The 21,701-nt window shown below is 53.0% G+C and carries 25 protein-coding genes; 15 read left to right on the forward strand and 10 right to left on the reverse strand.

Annotated features, from left to right (window positions below):
- Position 1: 1 nt before the first annotated feature.
- The 10 genes from ON16_RS13745 to ON16_RS13790 all read right to left on the reverse strand — a co-directional run bounded on the left by ON16_RS13745 (position 2) and on the right by ON16_RS13790 (position 6,281).
- Positions 2–226, reverse strand: a complete 225-nt coding sequence (locus ON16_RS13745; protein WP_144032138.1) for a hypothetical protein — start codon at positions 224–226, stop codon at positions 2–4.
- Positions 227–228: 2 nt separating this feature from the next.
- On the reverse strand, positions 229–1,776 hold the full coding sequence (locus ON16_RS13750) for a ParB/RepB/Spo0J family partition protein (protein ID WP_051131788.1): 1,548 nt from the start codon (positions 1,774–1,776) through the stop codon (positions 229–231).
- Positions 1,769–2,545, reverse strand: coding sequence for a ParA family protein (locus ON16_RS13755; protein WP_040663865.1), 777 nt, complete (start codon positions 2,543–2,545; stop codon positions 1,769–1,771). Before ON16_RS13755 ends, ON16_RS13750 begins: the two co-directional genes overlap by 8 nt.
- Positions 2,542–2,754 carry a hypothetical protein gene (locus ON16_RS13760; protein WP_040663867.1) on the reverse strand — a complete coding sequence of 71 codons (213 nt, stop codon included), beginning with the start codon at positions 2,752–2,754 and terminating at the stop codon, positions 2,542–2,544. Before ON16_RS13760 ends, ON16_RS13755 begins: the two co-directional genes overlap by 4 nt.
- A complete protein-coding gene (locus ON16_RS13765) occupies positions 2,751–4,148 on the reverse strand; it encodes a replicative DNA helicase (protein WP_040663870.1) in 1,398 nt (465 codons plus the stop codon). Before ON16_RS13765 ends, ON16_RS13760 begins: the two co-directional genes overlap by 4 nt.
- A complete protein-coding gene (locus ON16_RS15170; protein WP_051131789.1) occupies positions 4,145–4,897 on the reverse strand; it encodes an LvrA C-terminal domain-related protein in 753 nt (250 codons plus the stop codon). Before ON16_RS15170 ends, ON16_RS13765 begins: the two co-directional genes overlap by 4 nt.
- A 4-nt stretch (positions 4,898–4,901) precedes the next feature.
- Positions 4,902–5,093, reverse strand: a complete 192-nt coding sequence (locus tag ON16_RS13775) for a hypothetical protein (RefSeq protein WP_040663873.1) — start codon at positions 5,091–5,093, stop codon at positions 4,902–4,904.
- Positions 5,094–5,192: 99 nt separating this feature from the next.
- Entirely contained in the window at positions 5,193–5,783 is a 591-nt protein-coding gene (locus ON16_RS15175) for a helix-turn-helix domain-containing protein (protein WP_051131790.1), read from the reverse strand.
- A gap of 27 nt (positions 5,784–5,810) precedes the next feature.
- Positions 5,811–6,047, reverse strand: a complete 237-nt coding sequence (locus tag ON16_RS13785; RefSeq protein WP_040663877.1) for a helix-turn-helix domain-containing protein — start codon at positions 6,045–6,047, stop codon at positions 5,811–5,813.
- A 15-nt stretch (positions 6,048–6,062) separates the two neighbouring features.
- Positions 6,063–6,281: a helix-turn-helix domain-containing protein gene (locus ON16_RS13790; RefSeq protein WP_051131791.1), complete on the reverse strand. Its 219-nt coding sequence runs from the start codon at positions 6,279–6,281 to the stop codon at positions 6,063–6,065.
- A gap of 216 nt (positions 6,282–6,497) precedes the next feature.
- Here ON16_RS13790 and ON16_RS13795 point away from each other — a divergent pair, with 216 nt between their 5' ends.
- The 15 genes from ON16_RS13795 to ON16_RS13860 all read left to right on the forward strand — a co-directional run bounded on the left by ON16_RS13795 (position 6,498) and on the right by ON16_RS13860 (position 21,293).
- Positions 6,498–6,881 (forward strand): helix-turn-helix domain-containing protein, encoded by a 384-nt coding sequence (locus ON16_RS13795; protein ID WP_040663880.1) that lies wholly within the window; start codon positions 6,498–6,500, stop codon positions 6,879–6,881.
- Positions 6,871–7,305: an ImmA/IrrE family metallo-endopeptidase gene (locus tag ON16_RS13800; RefSeq protein WP_051131518.1), complete on the forward strand. Its 435-nt coding sequence runs from the start codon at positions 6,871–6,873 to the stop codon at positions 7,303–7,305. The genes ON16_RS13795 and ON16_RS13800 overlap by 11 nt, the downstream gene beginning before the upstream one ends.
- A gap of 58 nt (positions 7,306–7,363) precedes the next feature.
- Positions 7,364–8,008, forward strand: coding sequence for a hypothetical protein (locus ON16_RS13805; protein ID WP_040663883.1), 645 nt, complete (start codon positions 7,364–7,366; stop codon positions 8,006–8,008).
- A 45-nt stretch (positions 8,009–8,053) separates the two neighbouring features.
- Positions 8,054–9,202, forward strand: a complete 1,149-nt coding sequence (locus tag ON16_RS13810) for a tyrosine-type recombinase/integrase (protein ID WP_040663886.1) — start codon at positions 8,054–8,056, stop codon at positions 9,200–9,202.
- 834 nt (positions 9,203–10,036) lie between these two features.
- The gene (locus tag ON16_RS13815; RefSeq protein WP_051131792.1) at positions 10,037–10,984 is read left to right on the forward strand and encodes a lipoate--protein ligase family protein; all 948 of its coding nucleotides are present in this window, start codon (positions 10,037–10,039) and stop codon (positions 10,982–10,984) included.
- A 42-nt stretch (positions 10,985–11,026) separates the two neighbouring features.
- Positions 11,027–11,266 (forward strand): biotin/lipoyl-containing protein, encoded by a 240-nt coding sequence (locus ON16_RS13820; RefSeq protein ID WP_040663890.1) that lies wholly within the window; start codon positions 11,027–11,029, stop codon positions 11,264–11,266.
- Positions 11,267–11,274: 8 nt separating this feature from the next.
- Positions 11,275–12,135, forward strand: a complete 861-nt coding sequence (lipA, locus tag ON16_RS13825) for a lipoyl synthase (RefSeq protein WP_051131793.1) — start codon at positions 11,275–11,277, stop codon at positions 12,133–12,135.
- A complete protein-coding gene (lplA, locus tag ON16_RS13830) occupies positions 12,122–13,102 on the forward strand; it encodes a lipoate--protein ligase (RefSeq protein WP_040663896.1) in 981 nt (326 codons plus the stop codon). Before lipA ends, lplA begins: the two co-directional genes overlap by 14 nt.
- A 492-nt stretch (positions 13,103–13,594) precedes the next feature.
- A complete protein-coding gene (locus tag ON16_RS13835; protein ID WP_051131794.1) occupies positions 13,595–14,593 on the forward strand; it encodes a histidine kinase in 999 nt (332 codons plus the stop codon).
- Positions 14,542–14,886 (forward strand): sensor histidine kinase, encoded by a 345-nt coding sequence (locus ON16_RS15180; RefSeq protein WP_207643788.1) that lies wholly within the window; start codon positions 14,542–14,544, stop codon positions 14,884–14,886. Before ON16_RS13835 ends, ON16_RS15180 begins: the two co-directional genes overlap by 52 nt.
- Complete coding sequence (locus ON16_RS13840) at positions 14,883–15,650, forward strand: response regulator (RefSeq protein WP_040663899.1); 768 nt, start codon at positions 14,883–14,885, stop codon at positions 15,648–15,650. Before ON16_RS15180 ends, ON16_RS13840 begins: the two co-directional genes overlap by 4 nt.
- A 132-nt stretch (positions 15,651–15,782) precedes the next feature.
- Positions 15,783–16,115 carry a hypothetical protein gene (locus ON16_RS13845; protein ID WP_040663902.1) on the forward strand — a complete coding sequence of 111 codons (333 nt, stop codon included), beginning with the start codon at positions 15,783–15,785 and terminating at the stop codon, positions 16,113–16,115.
- Positions 16,064–18,916: a choice-of-anchor L domain-containing protein gene (locus ON16_RS13850; RefSeq protein ID WP_144032139.1), complete on the forward strand. Its 2,853-nt coding sequence runs from the start codon at positions 16,064–16,066 to the stop codon at positions 18,914–18,916. The genes ON16_RS13845 and ON16_RS13850 overlap by 52 nt, the downstream gene beginning before the upstream one ends.
- A complete protein-coding gene (locus tag ON16_RS13855; RefSeq protein ID WP_040663908.1) occupies positions 18,864–19,928 on the forward strand; it encodes an InlB B-repeat-containing protein in 1,065 nt (354 codons plus the stop codon). Before ON16_RS13850 ends, ON16_RS13855 begins: the two co-directional genes overlap by 53 nt.
- 93 nt (positions 19,929–20,021) lie before the next feature.
- Positions 20,022–21,293 carry an S-layer homology domain-containing protein gene (locus tag ON16_RS13860; RefSeq protein ID WP_158441633.1) on the forward strand — a complete coding sequence of 424 codons (1,272 nt, stop codon included), beginning with the start codon at positions 20,022–20,024 and terminating at the stop codon, positions 21,291–21,293.
- The last annotated feature ends 408 nt before the right edge of the window (positions 21,294–21,701 follow it).

Raw genomic sequence — 21,701 nt, forward strand, 5'->3', positions numbered from 1 at the left:
GTCACACCCCCGACAAAGCGATCATCACGTCAGTCATAATGCCGCTCCGGCTGTCGCCGCTGACGCTGACCGTCTTGTGATAGCCGTTGTCAAAGCGGATAATCACGGTCTCCTCGTCGTCCTCGTGATACTCATACTCCAGACGGCTCACACCGCCATACGCTGCGCAGATGCAGCGGGACAGCTCCCGCGTCACAAACTGCCGTTTTGCCTCATACTGCTCCATGCTCATACGTCCATACCCCGCTCTTTCATAATTTCTTCAAGCGTATCCTGACCTCCGTGCCGCATACCTTCTGGCATAGCGGGCTGGTACATCCAGAAATGTATAAAATCAAGATGCTCATTTGCTGTGCTTCTTGGCGTAGAATCCATGTAATCGCCATTCCAGTACACCGACGACTGCACGTAGCCAAATGCATCACACACAAAAAGGAATCGACCTTCATCTGGTTTCTCCTCTCGCGCAGATTTCCACGCACCGGTGAATGGCTGCGGGTCGTCCACGCGGCCCAGCAGATAATCCAGGGAGCAGCCAAGAATGTCCGCCGCGCGGATAAGTTCATCGTTGTTCAGGATATCTGCACCAAAGCACCGATCACTTAGCGTGATCCCCTCGCCCTTTTCACGATTCGCCCATTCTTTTTCGCGCCAATCGCTGTAAGAGGCCGATTCCGGTTTATTGGGTACATAGATGCCCCTGATAAAATCATTCATTTTCAGTTTTGCTGCCTTACGAGCTGCGCCAACGCGCGCCCAGCTTGCAACGACACTAGCAATGTGTGCCTGCTGCGCAGCCTCTTTTGCTGCCTTTTCCTCTTGCCTCTCAGCCTTGGCTTCTGCCTTTTCTTTCGCAATCTCGTCTGCAAACGCGGGGCAGGCGTATTTGCATTTCGACAGCTCCGGGCAGCCCTTACAGCACTGTGCTTTGCGTCCATAGCGACCGTCACAGTGTTTGGTGCAATAATCACGCTTTAGCATCCGCGACCACATATTATCGGCGTTGGTGCAGCACTGCTCGCCATTTGGGCATTTAATGGCATCCAGCGACGCCAATGCCGGAGCGTACTCTTTAATGGTGCTGGCATAAACTCCATACGTACCGTCCCGCAACTGATAGAGCTTAAGCTGATAGTCCTCCGGTTGCTGGGCGAGCTCATAGGCCGTATCCTCGGCAATTTCACTTTGCGCATACAGTTCAGACCACAGGGTAATCAGGTGCTTGCGAATCATTTTAAGCCGAGCCAGTTTGCTTTTGGATACCTTGCACGCCTCTGCGACGTGGTCGCGCATCCGGCCGGGGAACTCCACGCCCTCCTCCTTCAGCTGGTACAGCAGCGCTTCCACGCGCTCCGCCTGCTTTGCGATATCTGCGGATGATAGCCGTCTGGTGTCCGCATTGGCGTAGATCAGACGCAGCTCCCGCATGGCCGGAGACACATCGCCGTCCCGCTCCTCGATGCAAGGCACCTCCCGGTACTTTGACTGACCGTCCTCCACCAGCTTGCGCAGCGCCGCCCGGCGGCGGTGACCGGAGACAATGGTATAGCGGCCACTCTCACCGGAACGTACCCGGATGGGCTGCTGCAAGCCGCACAGCTCGATGTTGGCCGCCAGCTCGTCCAGCCCGTCAACTGCGTAAAAGTTGTTGGGGTCGTCGTCAATCAGGTCGATGTCGATGTACCGGATCTGTTCCCGACCAGATGTGTCCAATTCGGGCACATCCGTTTTCAGCGTTTTGGCGAACTCGCCCATATCAAATTTGGCTTTAGCCATGCTGCACCTCCATACCCAAAAGCTCATCCACCCAACGTCGATAATCCACGGCAGCAGCGCTTCCGGGGCTATACTCGCGGAGCGGAGAGCGATCAAACGTACTTTCCGGCACCTTATCCGTCCGGCGAATCGTCTGCCGGAACACCGGCATCCGCATAGATCGAAGCAGCTTTTCACCCTGTTCAACTACCGGAGATCTGTGCCACTGCGTAATCAGGATACCAGTCACCCGGATGCTACCGTTTGCCGCCCGCATACTGGCAATTTGGGCCGCCATGTCCTGTGTTCCGGTAAATGAAAATCCATCCACAAGCATGGGGATCACGACCTCTCTGGACGCGAGAAGCGCCGCAATGCTGCCGACGGTAAAGCCCGGAGGGCAATCGAAAATGATGAAATCCGTATCAGCGTCGCTTTCAGCCGCCTTAACAAAATCCATCATCCGCTCTGGCGCGCCACTACCGTCCTTGATGGCACTTACGTCCAGATCGTACAGCGCTGAAGAGGAGGCCAGCAGGTCAAGCCCTTGCTTAATAGGCATCAGGTTATCGCTCCAAACCGGCTCGCAGTTTCCGGTCAATTCGTCGGCCAGTGTGAGATTCAGTACCGGGTCAAACTCTGGAAGATAAAAGCGGGTTAGATTGGCCTGCCCGTCACAGTCCACCAACACCACGTGCTTCCCGCGCCGGAGCAGTTCCTCCGCCAGATTGATGGCGGTCACGGTTTTCCCGACGCCGCCCTTGTTGTTCATAATTGCAATCGTTCTCATTTCTTTCGTCCTCTCCTGTCCAGCTCGCAGGGGGTGCAGGAAAACGTTTCTGTCCAGCTGCCCCCGTTGGCTGCTGTATACCGCACGCGGTAGTACCGCTGCTGCGGATGGATGTATACGACCACGGCCGGAAGCGATACATTATCGTCCGGCATGCCGTAGGTGGTGTCAAACGTGGGGATAATGCGCAGGGTGTCTCCAACTCTCATTTGCCGCCCTCACTATCTGGCGGGAATACCCGGTCAACCTCAGCTAGATCTCGCTGTCTGGTGATCTCACGTATCTCGATCTGCTGCGACTTTAGCTGCGCCTTTGACTTTTGCATTGGCTCCGAGACACCCGGAGCAATGCGGGTAAACGTCTGCAAATCGCCGTCAAACTTAAATAGCACCATGTCCAGCGCTTCGCCCTCTTTGTTTTTTCCGATGCGCAGGATCCGGTTACTTGCCTTGTCGTCGTAGTCCTCGCGGAACAAAAACATAATAACGTCGGCGTCCTGCTCAATTTGGCCAGAGGATCGCAGGTCTGACATGATGGGTGGGCGGATATCACCGCTTTTTTTATCGCGCTCTGGGCGGGACAGCTGAGACAGGGCAAGGATGGTTGTATTTGTGATACGTCCAAACTGCTGGAGGCCACTGGAGACGGCTGTCACACGGTCAAATTCTTTTTCCTTCCGCATCCACGCGGGGGACGCGACCTTTTGCAGGTAGTCGATCACGACCACGTCAAAGTGATGCGCCTGACTGTATGCTTGGATATCCAGCACCGTCATACCGGCAGCGTCGATCAGTGTAACCTGTGGGGCAATCAACTTGTCCTTCAGGTCGATTAGGTCTTTGTAGTCCGCCTCGGACATAGCATTGCGCTTGATGGTCGTATAACTGATCATTGCAGCGCTTGATACATGCCTGTCAAACAGCTTGTCCTTTGTGGACTCGTAGCTAAAAAATCCAACACGATGCTTCATGCCAATGCCAGCCGCAAATTGCAGTGCAAGCGCAGTCTTGCCGTCTGATGGGTACCCACCGATTACGACCATGTCGCCCGGCTCCGCAAAAATTCGCTCGTCCAGCACTGGGACTCCCCAGCTCAGATATACCGGCTTTTTCTCTCCGTCGTGCCGGTCGAAAAAGCGCTCGTAGCCCTCCGCAAAAGTCATGGACTGGACTTCCGGCTTGCCAACTCTGGCCTGCATGGCCTTGTCCAAAATTGCCTGTGCATCGTCCGCATCGTTTGCCGTCGCCAACTCCGCGCCCAGATCCTGCAAATGCTGGAGCATGGCGGAGCGCTTGAGCAAGTCTATGTAGGCATCCAGATTGGCGGACGTCGGGGTGGCGTCGATCAGATTGGAAAGCAACTGTGTAAATCCGCTACCAACCGTCTCCCGAACCGTGATTCCGTCTATCGGTTTCCCCGCCCGGAACAGCGCCTGTATCGCCTGAAAGATCGTCAGGTACTGCTTGGTGGTAAAATCCGACGCCTGCACTCGGCTTAACGTGGGGCCGACCGTGTCAGGGTCAATCAGCATCGACCCTAAGACGCCGCACTGGGCATCCAGCAATGTCTGTGCCAAAAAAGCGTCGGTCTTAACCTCACTCACAGAAACCGCCCCCTTCGCTCGTCGTCAGGTTGTGGGCTGTTCTGGCAGTTCTGCGCCGTCAGCTCATCCTCCCAGCGGCGCTGGTTGATCCATGTGGCTGGCATGGGGATGTACCTGCCGTTATCCCGCTGCCAACCCTCGGATTGTTTTTGCTGTTCCAGTGCCGCCGCCATTGTGCGGCAAAGCTGGATATCCGGCTTGAGCCGCATCCACGCCTTCCGGGCTGGAGCCTTTGCATCATGCCGTGGGTATGCCTTCCAGAACCGTTCAAACATTTCCGACTGCTCGTCCACCCCCGCTGGGGGTATGGGGGTTGGTTTAAGTCTGTCTTGGTTTAAGTCTTTACTGGGTTGTGTCTGTTTTACCGTCATCGGTTTTTCACGCACACCGGTTTCACCGTCATCGGTATTTTGCCGTTGTCGGTTTTCACCGCTGTCGGTATTTTCGGACAGCGGTTGAGGAATATCGTACAGTGTGTACTCGATCTTGCAAAACTTTCCGCTGCCCTCATGCTTCTGCTCGCGCACAAGATATCCAGTCGTTTCCATCTCCCGCAGGCATTTGCGTATTGTATCCTTGCTGACGCCAACAAACGCCGCGAGGCCACTGACGCTAAACTGCCATCCTTGTGGTCTGGACTGCATCACGGTGTACAGGCCAAGCGCTTGCAACGATAAATCCTTGATCGGTGGATTTGTGATGGTTGTAAATCCGACCTTTCGGCCGGACTTAATAATGCTCTCAGCCATACAATCAACCCTCCGCGAGGATAGCTTTGCAGAGCCGGTGGATACCCACCTCGCACATCACATCCCAGTCTGCAACAATCCTTGCCTCTTCCGGCGTCAGATCATCACGCCACGTCTCTGTCTCCGGATCGTTCGTTTCCGCGCTCCAGTTGTCGTTCATCTCACACAGACGTTCTTCCCTAATACCATTAGGCATCCTTCCGCATCCCCTTTCTCTCGATAAAGTCCAGCAGCCGAAACAACTGCCAGACAGACCAGCAAACGCCGATCAAAACAAATGCAAGCGTCCATCCACTCACGGGAGGTCACACCTCCCTCCGCGTAAAACAGGGCTTGCATTTTCGACCGGTTGTGATATAATAATTTTGTAATCGTTCTCGGTCGAAAGGCCCTGAACAGAGCCGCTTCGGGTGCCAGCCCGGGGCGGTTCTTTTTTTGCACCCATAATTCCGGGGGAAAACAGGACTTGAAAGCAAGCTGCAATCACGTCCCAGATCCTCTGGCGGATCGTCTCAAAGTCCAGTTGCTCGCTGGCGTCCACAACATTGTCCTCTGCAATCTGCATAAGGCGGTGAAAATTGTGTGATAAGTCCGCGTCTCGGTTCATCAGGGCCAGAGATGCGGGAGCCAGCGACTGGATGCGGATATCACCCGGCGGAAGCACCCCCAGAGCTCCGCAGGTGGCCTGTATGTGTGCAAGCCCCAGCCACGGAGCCTCGTAAACATCCATCATCTTGCGCACAATGTCATTTCCAGGCACCCTCTGCGCAAGCTCCCACGCCTTAATGCTCTCAACCGAGGTGTTGAGTTGCTCGGCGGCCTGTTCCTGCGTGAAAGGTGTCGTCTTCCGGGCTGTTTGGTAAATTGATCTGTTGGTTCCCGGCATGGTTAAATCCTCCTTTTCGGGGTATTATCATACAAGGCGCATCCCCGGTACATATGTAAGTTTCTCCCGCTTTTGCTTTTGCTCGGGCTGAGCAACGGGGGAGATCAGCGCCCGCTGGATATACGCCTCGACATCCTCCTCGGCATACCTCACGCAGCGGCCAATTTTATACCGGGCAAGTTCGCCTCTGTCCGCCAAGCGCTGTACCGTAATCGGGGCTACAGCCAGCCGCTCGGCCACGTCTTTTTCTCGCAGCATCGTCATACAATCACCTTCCTTTCACGCGCTGGCAATCTTACGTCCCATAACCTCATCCATCGAGCATCCAAATATGTCTGCCATGTTTGCCAGCGTCTCGTAGGAAGGATTCTGCATGCCGTTTTCCAGTTTCCAAACAGACGGCGGACGGATCCCAAGCAAGTCTGCGAGCGCGCTTTGATTAAGGCCTCGAGCTTCACGCAAGCGCTTGATGTTGTTTGTGGGATTGTTTGTTTTCATTGGTAACTCCTTTCTAACACTTGAAACATTTGTTTCGGCGTGATAAAATAACCTACTAGGTATAACGTGCGAGTGCACGCCGCTGGGTTTTTCCTTGTAGCTACAATATAATCGCAGTTTTTGCGTTTGTCAATCGCTAATTTATAAATTTGCGATTAATGGCAATTTATACAAATTGTCCAAGACTTATTTGGTTGTCTTTTAGGAGGTGTATTTGTGGATATCGTAGATCGCATTTTTAATTTGGTTGATGCCCAATACAAAGAACAGAGAGATTTTGCCGCAGCTATTGGAACAACACCATCTATGGTCAGCCAGTGGCGTCGCAGAAAATCTGCATCTTATTCCAAGTACCTTCCGCAGATTATTGAGACGCTAAATACCACCAGTGAATATCTATTGACTGGTGATGGGCCTAAAACAAAAGTGCCCACCTCCAAAGCCGAAACGGACGCAGTCAAGCCGGAGCATATCCGGGCGGCTTTTTTTGAGGGTGCCGAAGACCTGAGTAAAGAAGAACTAGACATGCTTTGGGATGATGCCCGGGCTTACATGCAGTACAAGCTGGAGCAGCGGAGGAAGCAGAAACATGACAAATGATCCCGTTGACTTATACAAGTTTGCGGAGCAGCGGGACATTGGCGTAGACTGGTTCCCGATGCAGCGTTCTGCGTCGCTGTCTGTTCCGCTGGATGACGGGTCGTACAGCATTGCAGTCGACCCGTGGAAGATGTCGACCATCCAACAAGAGAAGGTATGTTTAGCCCATGAGCTGGGGCATTGCGAAACCGGCAGCTTTTACTGCGAGGAGGCGGCGTTGGATGTCCGCCAAAAGCACGAGCATCAGGCCGATAAGTGGGCCATCAACCGCCTTGTCCCTGTGGATGAGTTGGATGATGCCATTGCTGATGGCCGGACCGATATCTGGTCGTTGGCAGAGCATTTCGGAGTAACCGAGGATTTTATGCGCAAGGCCGTCTGCTGGTACACCCACGGCAACCTTGCGGCAGATTTATTTTTTTAACCTATCGCCGGACGGCGAAATAAATAATGTGCCCGATTCGGGCACATGGGAGGATACTATGAAAAAGCTAATGTCTCTTGCACTGGCATTGCTCATGGCTGCGTCTCTGGCCGGCTGCGGCTCCTCCGCTCCGGCACAATCATCCTCGTCCGCCGGAGCAGCTACCAGCAGCGCTGCCATCGCGTCCGCGTCGGCAGCTAATCCGATGGCTGGATTTGACCCGCAGAAGGCCGAAGTAGCCAGTGGGCAGTCGGATACTGCTGCATTGCCCACTTTCGGCGTCAGCTATACGGGATTGCTGGACGTTTTAAAAGAATCCCACACTGGATTTGACGCGGAACCTGAGACACATGTCATGCAGACAACGGATGGAGTTAGCCTGAACCAATATATATACACAGCGGATGATTTTATCAGTGTCCAGTTTTATGAGACAGAGACCAACGAGCTCCAGAGCGTTATCGTTATGGCTAAGTATGCTGATATGACCTCCGACCAGGCGAAAACCCTTGGATCATTTTTCGCTTTAATTACCGGAGCGTTTGAGCCGGATGCCAGTACGCTAAATGATATTGATAAAAAACTAGATATTGCAAATGCTGGATTTGCATCTGGCACCTGCAACTTAGCCAGTGGGACACTTGCCGATTATATGTATATTGTCGACAATAGTAGCGCCATGGTCACAATAACTGCAATCTAAACGCAAGCGCCGCCCGGAAGGGCGGCGCTGACTATAGGAGGGACTATGCCTAAAAAGAGTAAATACTACTTTGACGGGCGCTATTATTGCTGCAAGATCCGCAAGGGAGCCACCAGCAAGGAAGGATACAGCATCGTCCGGGCAAAGACCGAGGATGAGCTTGATCGGAAGCTGGGCGAACGGCGACATGCGGCGTCCCGTGGTGTGGATCTCAACGATGGCACCATCGTGGCTGAGTGGTGCGTGGAGTGGTATGGTAACCGCAAGGCGACGCTTTCTCCATCTGAGCAGTCCTATTTCCGCCCGATGATTAACAACTTAATCTGCCCGGCAATCGGCAATGTACGGCTGCTGGACGTCCGAGCCGAGCACCTTCAGCGGGTGATGGCGCAGGCCGCGGGGAAATCAAAAAGCTATCAGGGGAAGCTGGTGCGCTTGCTGCATCGGCTATTTGCGGATGCATTCTCCAGCAAATTGACCATGGACGATCCATCCATCTCCATCAAGCCGGGAGGTATGCCCGCGCAGCAAAAGCAGTCACTGACCAAAGAGCAAGTCGCAACCCTGTTTGCCGCCATTGAGGGCACTCGTGCGGAGATCTTCTGCGCGCTTTGTTACTATGCCGGACTGCGAAGTGAGGAGGCCTGCGGCCTCACGTGGGATGATGTGCATCTGGAGGCGGACACGCCTTATCTGGATATTTCACACACCACCACGTGGCCGGAGCGAGGCGATGGCAAATGGCCGTGCCCCACAAAAACGCCAAGCGGCGTCCGCAAGATACCAATTCACCCCGAGCTTCTGCGACGTCTGAATGCAGTACCAAAAAGCAAAAAGAAAAATCCATTTGTTGTCGCTGGGCACGGGAAGCAGCCCGTCACCTATCAGAGCAAGCGCCGCATCTGGGATATTGTACGCGGGAGGATGACGTATAAGGCTCTGGGAAAGCCGCAGCCGAAACGGAAACCCGGTCAGCCTGGCCCTGTTGGTATCCCGCGCACGATTGACGTCTATTTCACGGCGCATCAGCTCCGGCATACGTTCGCCAGCAATATGATTGCTGGCGGAACAGATATCAAAAAGGTGCAGTATCTGATGGGACATGCGGACGCTACTGTTTTGTTAAAAATCTATGCACAAGTAGTCGGCAATCAACCCGCTGATCTATCCGGCGCGGTCTCCGGTTCTCTTTGATTTGCAAATTTAGGAACAATTTCGGGAACAATCAAAGAATTTTAATATTTGCTTTCTCTTAGTTGCGCAATAGATGCAGGCTATTTTTATTGATAGCTTCACACGCAGGAGGTCGAGAGTTCGAGTCTCCCAGTCTCCACCAAGAAAATCTCTTAGAGCCGCAAGGCACTAAGAGATTTTTTTTGTCCAAAATTAGGATTATTTGCAATTCGACGCGCTGCATGGACTTCAAATTGGCGTTTGAAGATGCTGAGGTAATTGCGCGAAAGAAATAATTATTGTTTGTAAGGCGAACCCTGAAGTGTGGGATTGATGCAATCATATGTCTTCACCGACCGCTTTTCGGATTATATAACCAGAGATTTTATGAACGTAAACGACGGTCTTTATATGTAAGGCAGAGCGAGCAAAGCCCTTGCCAAGTGAAGCGGATATCCGATTACCCGTTTTATCCAAAAGATACCCCGCAGGGGAACCCGCGCCGTCTTTCAATCGGCCGACATGCTTTGTATCCGCATCGCTTCAGGTCTGCGTCCATTGTCTGTATATTCCGGTTGTTTTTGATTCGGCCAAGTTCTAAACCTTTCAAAGCAGAAGATCGCACGAAGTACGCGGGTCCGTTCAAAAAGTCTGGCTGCATCTGGACTTTCCGGACAAGCCGTAATATAATTAAATACACTGTATTTGTATGATGTCGGAAGCACTTCGCCGCCAGCAAGGGATGCGGGGGCTCCTGCTCCCGTCATACAGTGGAAAATCTGCGCGGCAGTCTGCCCCGTTTTATTTGAGGATGGAAGAAGCCGCCGCGCATGGAAGCAGGATGTTGAATTTGCAATGATTACCTTTGAAAATACCTCTCACGATCCGTTTTATAATCAGGCTTTTGAAGAATATATCTTCAATACCTGTCGGGATGACGATGTTTTTTTGGTCTGGCAGAATGAACCTGCGGTTATCGTAGGCTGTTATCAGAATATCTGCCGGGAAGTTCATGTGCCGGGTCTGCTTGCCCGCCACATCCCTGTTGTGCGCCGCATGAGCGGCGGCGGCACGGTCTATCACGATCTTGGAAATTTGAACTATACCATTATTTCCACTCAAACGGAGCTGCTGGATTACGACTGCTATCTCACCCCTGTTATTCACGCGCTGAACGACATGGGAATTCCGGCGAAAAAAAACCGGACCTGTGATATTGCTATCGGAGATGAAAAGATCTCGGGCAGTGCGCAGAAAGCCGCCGGAGGCCGGGTCCTGCACCACGGAACGCTGTTGTTTGATTCGGATCTTACCATCCTAAACCAGATCACGGCAACCTGTAAAAACGACTCCTTTCAATCGAAGGGCACGGTCTCTGCGATCTGCCCGGTAACCAATATCCGACGGCATCTCTTGCGGGATATGACCGTTGAAGAATTCCGGCAGCGGCTGCTTGGCAAGGTTCTTCCTCCCGGCAGCCAGACACGGACACTCTCCGCTGAACAGATTTCCGCCGTTGAGCGGCTGCGAGACGAAAAATACCGCAGTTGGGAGTGGACCTGGGGCAGAACGCCGGCTTGTCGTTATGAGAAAGAGGGCCTGTTCAGCGGGATGCCTATTCACATCACCTATGCGGCCAAACACGGTATTCTCTCCGACGCGGTGGTGGAATCCCCCCTGCTGGACGGTGCAAAAGCCGCCGAACTATTGAACGGCGCCAGACTGGACCCGGAAGAATTCTTTAAAATCAGTCAGGTTTTGGCCGGCAGCAAAGCCGCCGAACTGATGGATTGGCTTATGTGAAAATGATTTCAGCCGCACAACGCGGAGAAGGGAACATCAATCATGGAAAAAACAATGAAAATACCAAAGCTGCGCCCGGAAATGCAAAACGGCGTGCTGTGCGCATGGCTTAAAAACGAGGGCGACGAAGTAAAAGCCGGTGAACCGGTTTATGAGATCGAGACGGATAAGGTCGTCAATCAGATCGAAGCCACCGACAGCGGCGTGCTGAAAAAGCAGCTGTGCGAAGAGGGCGATACTGTGGATGTGCTCTCTCCCGTTGCCATTTTGGAGACAAAGTGAGGCCCAGCATGGAAAAGAAACCAGACTGGCTGAAAGTACGCTATAATCAGGAGGCTGTGGACGAGGTGGCGGAGCTGATGCGGGATCTGAAGCTGAACACCGTATGCAAGGAGGCAAACTGCCCAAACTTGGGCGAATGCTACCGCAAGCACACCTCCACATTTATGATCCTGGGCAGCGTCTGTACGCGCAACTGCCGTTTCTGCAATGTAACCACCGGAAAGCCGCTGCCTCCCGATCCGGAGGAACCCATGAACGTGGCAAGAGCCGCCAAAAAATTGGGGCTGCACCATGTGGTGCTGACCTGCTCCACCCGGGACGATCTGCCTGACGGCGGCGCTGAACAGTTTGCAAAGACCGTGCGCGCGATCCGGGAGGTCTGTCCCGGTACCACGGTAGAGACGCTGATCTCCGACATGAAGGGAAATCACGACGCACTCGACTGCGTCCTCTCCTCGCATCCCGACGTACTCAATCATAACGTAGAGACGGTGCGGGAACTGCAAAAGGCGGTCCGCCCGCAGGCTGATTACGAGCGCTCTCTGGGCGTCCTGCGCTACTGTAAGGGAAAAGACCCCACCGTGCTTACCAAAACCGGCTTCATGGTGGGGCTGGGAGAAACCGATGAGCAGATCGACCGCCTTTTAGATGATGTTCTGGCAATCGGGTGCGATATTTTGACCATCGGACAGTATCTCCAGCCCTCGCCGCAGCACTATCCATTGGCCCGGTATGCAACGCCGGAGGATTTTGCCCGCTATAAGGAGTTGGCGCTCCGAAAGGGCTTCCGCCATGTGGCCTCCGCACCGTTGGCGCGCAGCTCCTACAAGGCGTGGGAAGCTCTGGAGGACGTGCATGATCTATATTGAGACAGGTTCGGACGACGTCTACTACAATTTTGGCCTTGAATATTATTTCACGGTGGAAAAAAAGCTGCCTGATACCGTTTTCCTCTTTTGGAGGACAACGCCCACGCTGATGGTTGGCAAGTATCAGAACGTTCTGGAGGAGATCAACACACCCTACGCAAAGGAACACGGGATTCATCTGGTGCGCCGCATGAGCGGAGGAGGAACGATCTATACGGATTTTGGCGGATGGCAGTACACCTTTATTCAGCACCGGGATACCGATCAGATCGATTTCCGCGAATTTATCGAACCCGTTGTGGACGCTTTGCGGGAGCTGGGCGCGGACGCGGCATTCAACGGCCGCAACGATTTGACCGTCGGCGGGAAAAAGTTTTCCGGAAACGCGCAGTATCGGCTGGACGGATGTATTGTACATCATGGCTCGCTCCTCTTTGATACGGACATTGAGCAAATGGTGGCGGCCACGACGGTAGATCCATACAAAATCCTCTCCAAGAGCATCAAATCTATCCGTGACCGGGTGACGAATCTCTCTGAACACCTGCCGCAGTCTCTGACAGCCGCGGAATTTAAAGAGTGTATGGTGCGCCACATCCTGCGCGGAAGTACGGACGAATACTGCCTGACGCCGGAGGATGACCGGCGTATCCGGGAACTGGCGGCGGAAAAATTCAACAACTGGGATGCCATTTACGGGGCAAATCCAAAATTCAACATCGAACGCACCGGTCGGTGTGATGGAGGAAAAATCCAGTTTAAGATGGATGTACAGCATGGAATAATCCGTTCCGCCTCTGTTTATGGCGATTTTTTTGCCACATTGGATACCTCGGTGATTACGGGTGCGTTGACAGGCTGCCGCTATGAACGCGCGGCCGTCTTGCAGGCGCTCTGCGATCACGGCGTGGACGGTGCCGTTTACCGCATCTCCGCACGCGAAATGGCCGGAATTATTGTCGATTGACATCTGTGGTAAAGGCTGTTGAATTTTTGTTTAAAGATAAGCTCCCTGTGTGGCGAACTATCGATTTAGCAGCCATCGTCCTGCGTCTAAACGCCCAAGCGTCCTTCGTTCGTTCCTGTACCCATAAAACAAGAAGGTAACAAACGACTTGGGGACAGTCATTTGATGTGGGTCAAGCGGTTTATTTTGGAGTAATATACCCTGATGTTTTATGTTACAAAGGAACGGCAGTGTACACCGTGGCCGCAAGCGCACGGGCGGGGCGATTTGTCCCGCCCGTTCTCTATGTATGCAGGGATGCAAGGAAGGAGCCAGCCGCACGCGGCTGACTCCTTCTGCGGCACGCTCCGGAGCGCGACAGAAAAAATAAACCGGGAGTCTTTCACAGCTTGCGGCCACATGACATGGGACAGCAGACTTTTTTCGGAAATTTGTGCTACAATCATCATAAAAAACAGGAGACACAGCTTTGCCTGCATGGAGATGAGGTCTATGACCACAATTAACTACATCAATTTATCCTTAGAGCTATGGGGCTGCGTCATGTCCGCCGTTGTAGCGGCGTGTCTTCTTTTGAGCAAATGCCACAGGCACAGAACCACACGCCTGTATTTTGGAATGCTGCTTTTTAACACCTGCTCTCTGTTTTTTGATGCGGCGGCACTGCTGTTTCGCGGGCGGACAGATGTGTTTGCTTGGTGGGGCGTTCGTGCTTCCAACTTTATTGCCTTCTCCTGCAATTACCTGTTGCTGGCGGCATTCGCCTATTACCTGACTGAATTCCTCGGCAGACGAACAAAAAAGGTAAGCCGCAACCCCTTGCAGATCATTTGGACGCTGTGTGCACTGTCTCTGATGCTGGTGGTTGCCACGCAGTTTTTCCCAATCGTCTACTCTGTGGATGCGAAAAATGTCTACCACAGGGAGAGCCTGTTTTGGTTCTCCCAAGCCATCGGCATTGTGGGGATGCTACTATGCGCCGGAATGCTGCTGCGTTACCGTCATGTCATTGAGGCGGAGGAAAAAATTGCGCTTTGGTCTTATATTGTGCTGCCGGTTGCGGCGCTGTGCGTGCAGGCATTCGTTTACGGCATGGTGCTTTTGGGGCTGGCTAACACAGTTTCGCTGATTGTCGTCTTCCTGTTTTTGCAGGCAGAGCAAGGCCGCTGCATGGCGGAGCAGGACGCAGCTTTGACCCAAAGCCGCATCTCCATCATGCTCAGTCAAATTCAGCCTCATTTTTTATACAACTCCCTCAACACCATCCGCTATCTCTGCAAGGCAGACCCCGACAGGGCGCAAAAGGCGGTAGATGATTTCGCCACGTATCTGCGGGGCAATCTTGATTCCCTCAAGCGTACTGCGCCCGTCTCACTTGACACGGAACTGGAGCATATTCGCATCTATCTGTCGCTGGAAAAATGCGCTTTGACGACGAATTGCAAATCGTCTATGACCTGCAAGCCACCGGCTTTCTGCTGCCAGCCTTGACAGTGCAGCCACTGGTGGAAAACGCCGTGAAGTACGGCGTGAGCAAAAAAGAGGGCGGTGGCACGGTAAGCATTGCCACGCGGGAAAACCCCGACTGCTTTACCATCTCCGTTTCTGACGACGGCGTGGGCTACGACCCGAGCGCTGCGCAAGAGGATGGACGCACCCACATCGGCATCGACAACGTGCGGGCGCGCCTTGCCGCCATGTGCCACGGCAGTCTGTATATTAAAAGCAGACCGAACGCCGGCACAACCGCCACCATTACGATTCCGAAGGAGGGGATGGAATGAACATCCTTGCGGTAGACGATGAAAAAATAGCCCTGGACGCATTGCTGCTTGCCATCGGGGAAGCACAGCCCGATGTGACCGTGGACGGCTTTCGCAGCCCCGCGGAGGTGCTTGCCTTTGCGGAGGAAAACCCCTGCGACATTGCGTTTTTGGATATTGAGATGGCGCGCATGAACGGAATTGAGCTTGCCAAGCGGCTGAAGGTGCAAAACCCCCAAATCAACATCATTTTCACCACCGGGTACAGCGAGTACACTGGCGACGCCTTTGCTCACCATGCCAGCGGCTATGTGCAGAAGCCGGTCACAAAAGAAAAAATCAGCTGGGAGATCGAGGACTTGCGCCACCCGGTGGCAACTCCGCCCAGCGCGGCGCAGGTGCAGGTACATACCTTCGGCAATTTTGAGGCGTATTTGGACGGCGCGCCGGTGGAATTTCAATACAGCAAAACCAAGGAGCTGTTTGCCTACCTCATCGACCGGCACGGCGCGCTGTGTACGAATAAGGAGATCATGGCGGTAATTTGGGAGGACGAAGTAAAAGAATCCTATTTTAAAAATATCCGGGTGGACTTGCTGAATTCCCTGCCCATGGAGATTTTTACAAAGCAGTGGGGGAAATTGGGGGTTATCCCAGAAATGCTCTCCTGCAATTATTACGATTGGGCGGCGGGAAAGCCCTCCGCTATCAACGCCTATACCGGGGAATACATGGCACAGTATAGCTGGGGTGAGATGACTTTGAGCTCCCTAAAAACTCTGTAATTGAAAAAGCCGCCCTGAAAATACAGATATTTTCAGGGCGGCTTTTTTGTATTCTTTGGGGCGTTGTGTGGCTCTTTTGTGACTCTTTTTTTGTTATAGTGGGTCAAAAGTAATATTTCAAGGAGGGGGAAGATGGAATTTGTCACCGTGGATAACGACCAGAGTCGGTTGATGCAGCTGGGGAATTTGTTGAAAAGTGTCTTTCCGAACTGCGCCGTGACGGAGTTCATCGACCCGATGCTGTCCGCGAAATGCGTCTTCAACCACGCGGTGGACGGCGTTCTGATGGAAAAGGTCATGCGCCCGGCGGACGGTGCGCTGCTGCAAAAGGTGATGCTGACCAACGCCCCCAAGTTGAAAACCGTAATTCTGTCCGAGCCGAGGGGCGAACCTGGGGAAGAACAGCGCGGCGAATGGACAAGACTTATCAGCCAAGAAAAACTAAAAACAATGTTTTTACAATAGAAGGAGAAACCAAGAAAATGGAACTTCAAAAGCCAACGAAAAAACGTCTGCTTACCACGCTGCTTAGCGTGGCAATGGCGTTTACCATGCTGCCAACAGCGGCGTTTGCACAGGAACCTGCCACCGACGATGGCGGACCTGTCACAACCTGCATCTGTGAGAGCAAATGCATGAAGGATTTAGTAAATAAGGAATGCGGAGTCTGCAAAAACGACTTTGACAAGTGCGGGGACACAGGAAAAGCTGCCCCCGCCGAATCGACCGCCGCTGCCGCTTTGCGGGCGCGCATTAACGCTCTGCCCACTGCGGAGGAATATATGGCGATGAAGTATGGCAAACAGGAACAAGTCTACAACGAAGCGGCAGCCATTGATGATACCTACAATACATTATCTGAAGAAGAACAGGCAATGCTAAATATCAGAAAAGTAGGGGCTTTGCTTGCAATGTCTTCTGTAAATACATATTCCCTAGCTGAAGACACAAGTAAAACACCGGAGCAGCTGGTACAGTCGCTGATTGGTGACGGTGTCGCAGCAACCGATATCATTTCCACCGGTACAGTATACAATCTTTCTGATGCAACGGAGCTTGGTATGGCTGCTGGCGCGGCGCTGGATACCAGCGGCAAGTCCCCCGCAGCGCAAGATTCCGACCTTGCTGCCCTTATCAGCAGTGAAGGGAAAGACTATGGATGTTCTGGCACGGATACCCACACATCAACTCTTCAATTTACAATGACAGCCACCGGTACGCTTCTAAATTTTAATTATGTTTTCACTTCATGCGAGTTTAATCAAGGTAGCAAATACAATGATATATTTGGACTTTTTGTGAGCGGTAATGGCGGTGATTTTGAAAATATAGCCCTGTTGAACAGCGAAAAGCATATCACCATAACGAATCTGCGTGCAGGCAGAGACGGCACACAATTAGATAGCGGAGCCTCAACGAGTATTGGCAGCACAGGCACACAGTATGACTATTTTACGGTGTCCTCTCCTGATATGCCAAATGCTGATCAAAATTGCAACGGAGTTTCCAGTGTTTTTACAGCACAAAAAGCGGTAAGTGTCGGCGATACAGTCACGGTGAAATTTGCAATTGCCGATGTAGGTGATACGGGCTACAACTCCTATGTTGTGATTGAGGCGGGATCTCTCAGCTTTGACGCGCCAAATTCAAATGTGGACTATTCATCGGAAAAGCTGACAGGCTTAGATGCCAACCAGGAATATGCCATCTCCGTTGACGGCATAATTTATAATATAAACTCCGATGCCGACGGAAACATTTCGTTAGCCGGGATGGATCTAGATAATAAAAGCTACGATTTTATTGGAAAGACCATTTCCATTGCGTGCAAAAATAGCAAAGGTGGGTCAGATTCAGATCGGCAGGAAGTTGTTGTGGCGGAGCGGCCCACCGTCCCAGAGCGTCCAACAATACCGGGAATTACCCCAAGTCTTAATGTGAGCGATGTTGCAACCACCGAGGATTCTATTATCATCACTCCGGAGGATGGGATGGAATACTCCATCGACAATGGCGCAACTTGGTATAAACCTGATGCCGGCACTGGTAAGGTTAAATTCACAGGGCTGACAAAAGACAGTGGTGTCGCGATTCTTGTTCGTGTTGCGGCAACAGGCAGTGCCCCGGCTTCACTGCCAGCTAAAGGTGTGTCTGTGACAGTGCAGAATATGATTGCCGAATTGATCTATACTGTCTTAAATTACAGCGGTACTTATGATGGGCAAGCGCATCATGCAGCGGTTTCAGACATTGAAGACGCGGTGATTTCATACAGCACAACTTTGACGGGCGATTATTCTTCCACACCCACACAGTACACGGAGGCGGGAACCTATACAGATTATTACCAAATCACCAAGGATGGTTATTATCCTGCATATGGCCCGGTAACGGTGACCATTGAGAAAAAGGATATCACCGTCACCGCCGACGCGAAAAGCAAGACCTACGGCGATGCTGATCCAGCTTTCACCTATGCCGCGCCGGGGCTGATTTCCGGCGATACGCTCATTGGCGGTCTGACCCGCGATCCGGGCAGCAGCGTAGGTGCTTATGCCATCACGCTGGGTACGCTGACCAGCGCCAGCAATCCCAACTATGCGATTACCTATGTCGGTGCGGACCTGACCATCACCGCCAAGATGATCACGCCCACCATTATACTGTTTCCCACCGGCTTTGCCTATGACGGCACTGAGAAAAAACCTGCCGTTACCGTCAAGGACGGCGGCACAGTGATTGACCCCAGTGAGTACACCGTGGCATACAGTAACAATACCAACATAGGTGATGCAACCGCCACCATCACGGCTAAGGCTGACAAAAACTACGCCTTTACCAAGACAAACAAGACCTTTACCATCACGAAGCAGGGCGTGACCCCGGCTGCCGCCATGGCAAATTATATGTATGACACCACGCCCAGTGCCCCAGCCGTCAGCGGCAATACCAGCGGCGGCACGTCGACGGTCTATTACAGCACCGACAGCACAAACGTCGATAAGGAATGGAGCGGCATCACCGGCACGACCCTGAACGTCGGCACCTATTACATGAAGGTTCATGTGGCGGCGACGGAAAACCACGCCGAGGGAAGCAGCGCGGTAATTACCTTCAACGCCCAACAAGAACGCCGCGCCCATCGCGCCTGCGGTCCACGATGCTGCCGTGACCATCGCGAAAGCGGACCGAGCAAAAAAGCTGGAATACTCAATGGATGGCACCAACTGGGTTTCCGTCCCCACGCTGAAAAACGGCGCGTTTGATTTAAGCGGCCTTGCGGAAAATGCGAATTACACCATTTATCTCCGTGTTAAAGCCGGGGTGGACGGTAATTATCTGGCGTCTGACGCGGTGAGCACGAATTTCATAACACCCACCAAATTCTCCGTGGCGTATCACGCCAACTACGGCACCGGAACCGTTCCCGCCAGTGTCACCCAGAACAGCGGCAGCACGGTTACGGTAGCCTCCTGCTCCGGCTTGAAGCGCACCGGCTACACATTTAACGGCTGGAACACCCAGAGCGGGGGAACCGGTACAGCTTACGCCGCAGGCTCCGCCATCAGCACTGGGGCGATTCTCTATGCACAGTGGACAGCCAACGAATACACCGTGAAGTTTAACGCCAACAATGGCATCGGCACGATTGCCGACCAGAGTCTTACCTGCGGCAAAGCGCATGCATTGACGGCCAACAGCTTCATCAAGATCGGCTGGCACTTTGCAGGCTGGGCAACCAGCACAAATGGCCCCGTGGCTTATGTGGACAAGCAGTTCGTCAAGAATCTGGCACCCGGCGGCAGCGTCACTCTCTATGCGGTCTGGACGGAAAACCAGTATAGCATTAGCGGAAACATCCACAGTGATTCCGGAAGCGAAGTTTCCGTGAAGCTCATGCGGGGCAGTGCGCAGACCGAAACCACGCAGATCGTGACTATGGGCGGCGTTGGCCCCTATGCCGGAAGCTACAGCTTTATCGGCGTTCCGGCTGGCACATACAACATCGTGGCGACGCAGGGTCACAAGACCATAACGGAGCTGATTGCTGTTACGGACAAGGATAAAACGGCTGATATTACCATGCCCAGCGGAGGAGTCAACTCTCTGTTGAAGGTCGAGGGCGAGGATACCCACCCTGTGATGGTCGGAGGTCTGAAGGACGAAGCCCAAACCAAAGCCGAGACAGGCAAAACCGTCACTGTCACCATGACCGTAGAGAAAAAGGAGGAACAGCAGTGTCCCGAAACCGTTGGGGATGCAGCGCAGAAAACCTAGGAGGCCATTGTCGCAATTAAGTCGGCGGCTCCTGATAAAACGCTGGAGTTCATGGACATCGTGGTGGAAAAAGAAGTAAAGAGCGGCAGGAATGTGGAAAGCACTGAGACGCTGAGTGAGACTAACAACGTCATGGAAATCGTCATTACCTACGATATGACCGGCAAGAACAACATTACCGTCTACCGTTGTCACGTCGGTCAAACGCAGAAGTTTACAGAGAACCACACAAAAGCCGACGGCACATTCTATCTGGACGCGGTGAACAGCCTGATCTATGTGTACGCGCAGAAATTCTCTACCTACGCCATTGGCTATACGCTTTCCACTCCCGGCCATCCCGGCGGCGGGAGCACTGGAGGCTCCAGCTCTGACAGTCGTTCCAGCACCTACACCGTTACAATCAACACCGCTGCAGGCGGTGTGGCGAAGACCTCCGTCACCACGACGATCTCCGGCGAAAGCGTGACTGCCACGGTCACTCCTGACGCCGGCTATACCATTAAAAACCTGACCGTGACCAAGGCAGACGGCGACAAAGTTACCGTCACCAAGAATTCTGACGGCACTTATGCGTTTACCATGTCGTCGGCCAGCGTGACCGTGACCCCGGTATTCGCAAAAACGGTCCTCAACCCCATTGATACCGGCGTGGCGGCCATGCTCCAGACCAAGGATCATACCAAGTACATCAGCGGTTACAGCAACGGGACCGTCGCCCCCGACAAAAACATGACCCGGGGCGAGGCAGTGCAGACGTTTTACAATCTGCTGGTAAACAAAGACGCCGCCAAAGCCGTTTCCTTCCCGGATGTGCCCGTTTCCTCCCGATTTGCCAAGGCGGTCGGCACGCTGGCTACTATGGGGATTATTAACGGGTACTCCAGTGAAAAATTTGATCCCGGAGCTCCCATCACCCGGGAGCAGTTCTGCGCCATCGCGGTGCGGTTTGCTACAAAAATGAGTGTCGGTGACACGGCTTACACGGTCTTCTTCTCCGATGTGACGGCCGGCAGCTGGTCTTACGACAGTGTGATGACGGCGGCGTCTATGGGCTGGATCAACGGCTACTCCAGCGGCGCGTTCGACGTGAAGAATAAGATCACCCGTGCGCAGGTCATGACCATCGTGAACCGGATGCTGGGCCGCTTGGCCGACCAAAGTTTCGTAGATACGGCCTCTGGCATCAAGACCTTCTCCGATCTGAGTAAGACCCACTGGGCATACTACGACATTTGCGAGGCAATCAACACCCACGACCACACCGTGAGTGCTTTCGGCGCGGAGACTTGGACGGGCTTACAGGAAATGACGGTTGGGAGCAAACCAAGTGCAGCTGTTGGTGCAGTTGCAGACCGAGTCTGAGAAGCGTAAAGGAAAAAAGCAGAAGGGGTGTTAGAAAACGCCCCCTCTGCTTTTTTCAGAGCCTTACATTTAGGCACAAAAACTGTAAAAGCCTCAGGATCACTTCCATTTTCATGAGACTATATTTATTTCATGGATTAGATTCTTTGAAGGAAATGGTTTAAAGAATGGGATAAAATTTTGTAATACGCCTAACAAAAAGGCTCTCTATCCCAGATAGGTCGGCATTATTTTGAGCAGGTTTTGCGGGCGGTTAAAGCCGAGTTGGACGCAAAAACCATCCCAGCAGAGCAAGCCAGATGGCCGGAGGGCGGACGCAGTGATGCGTCCGCCCTCCGGTCAAAACGGGAAAGTATATATGCAAGAGGTAAGTGTATGAAATAAATTATTCGCCGCAGAGGAACAAAA

It is taken from the genome of Oscillibacter ruminantium GH1 (assembly GCF_000307265.1).
Lineage (GTDB): Bacteria > Bacillota > Clostridia > Oscillospirales > Oscillospiraceae > Oscillibacter > Oscillibacter ruminantium.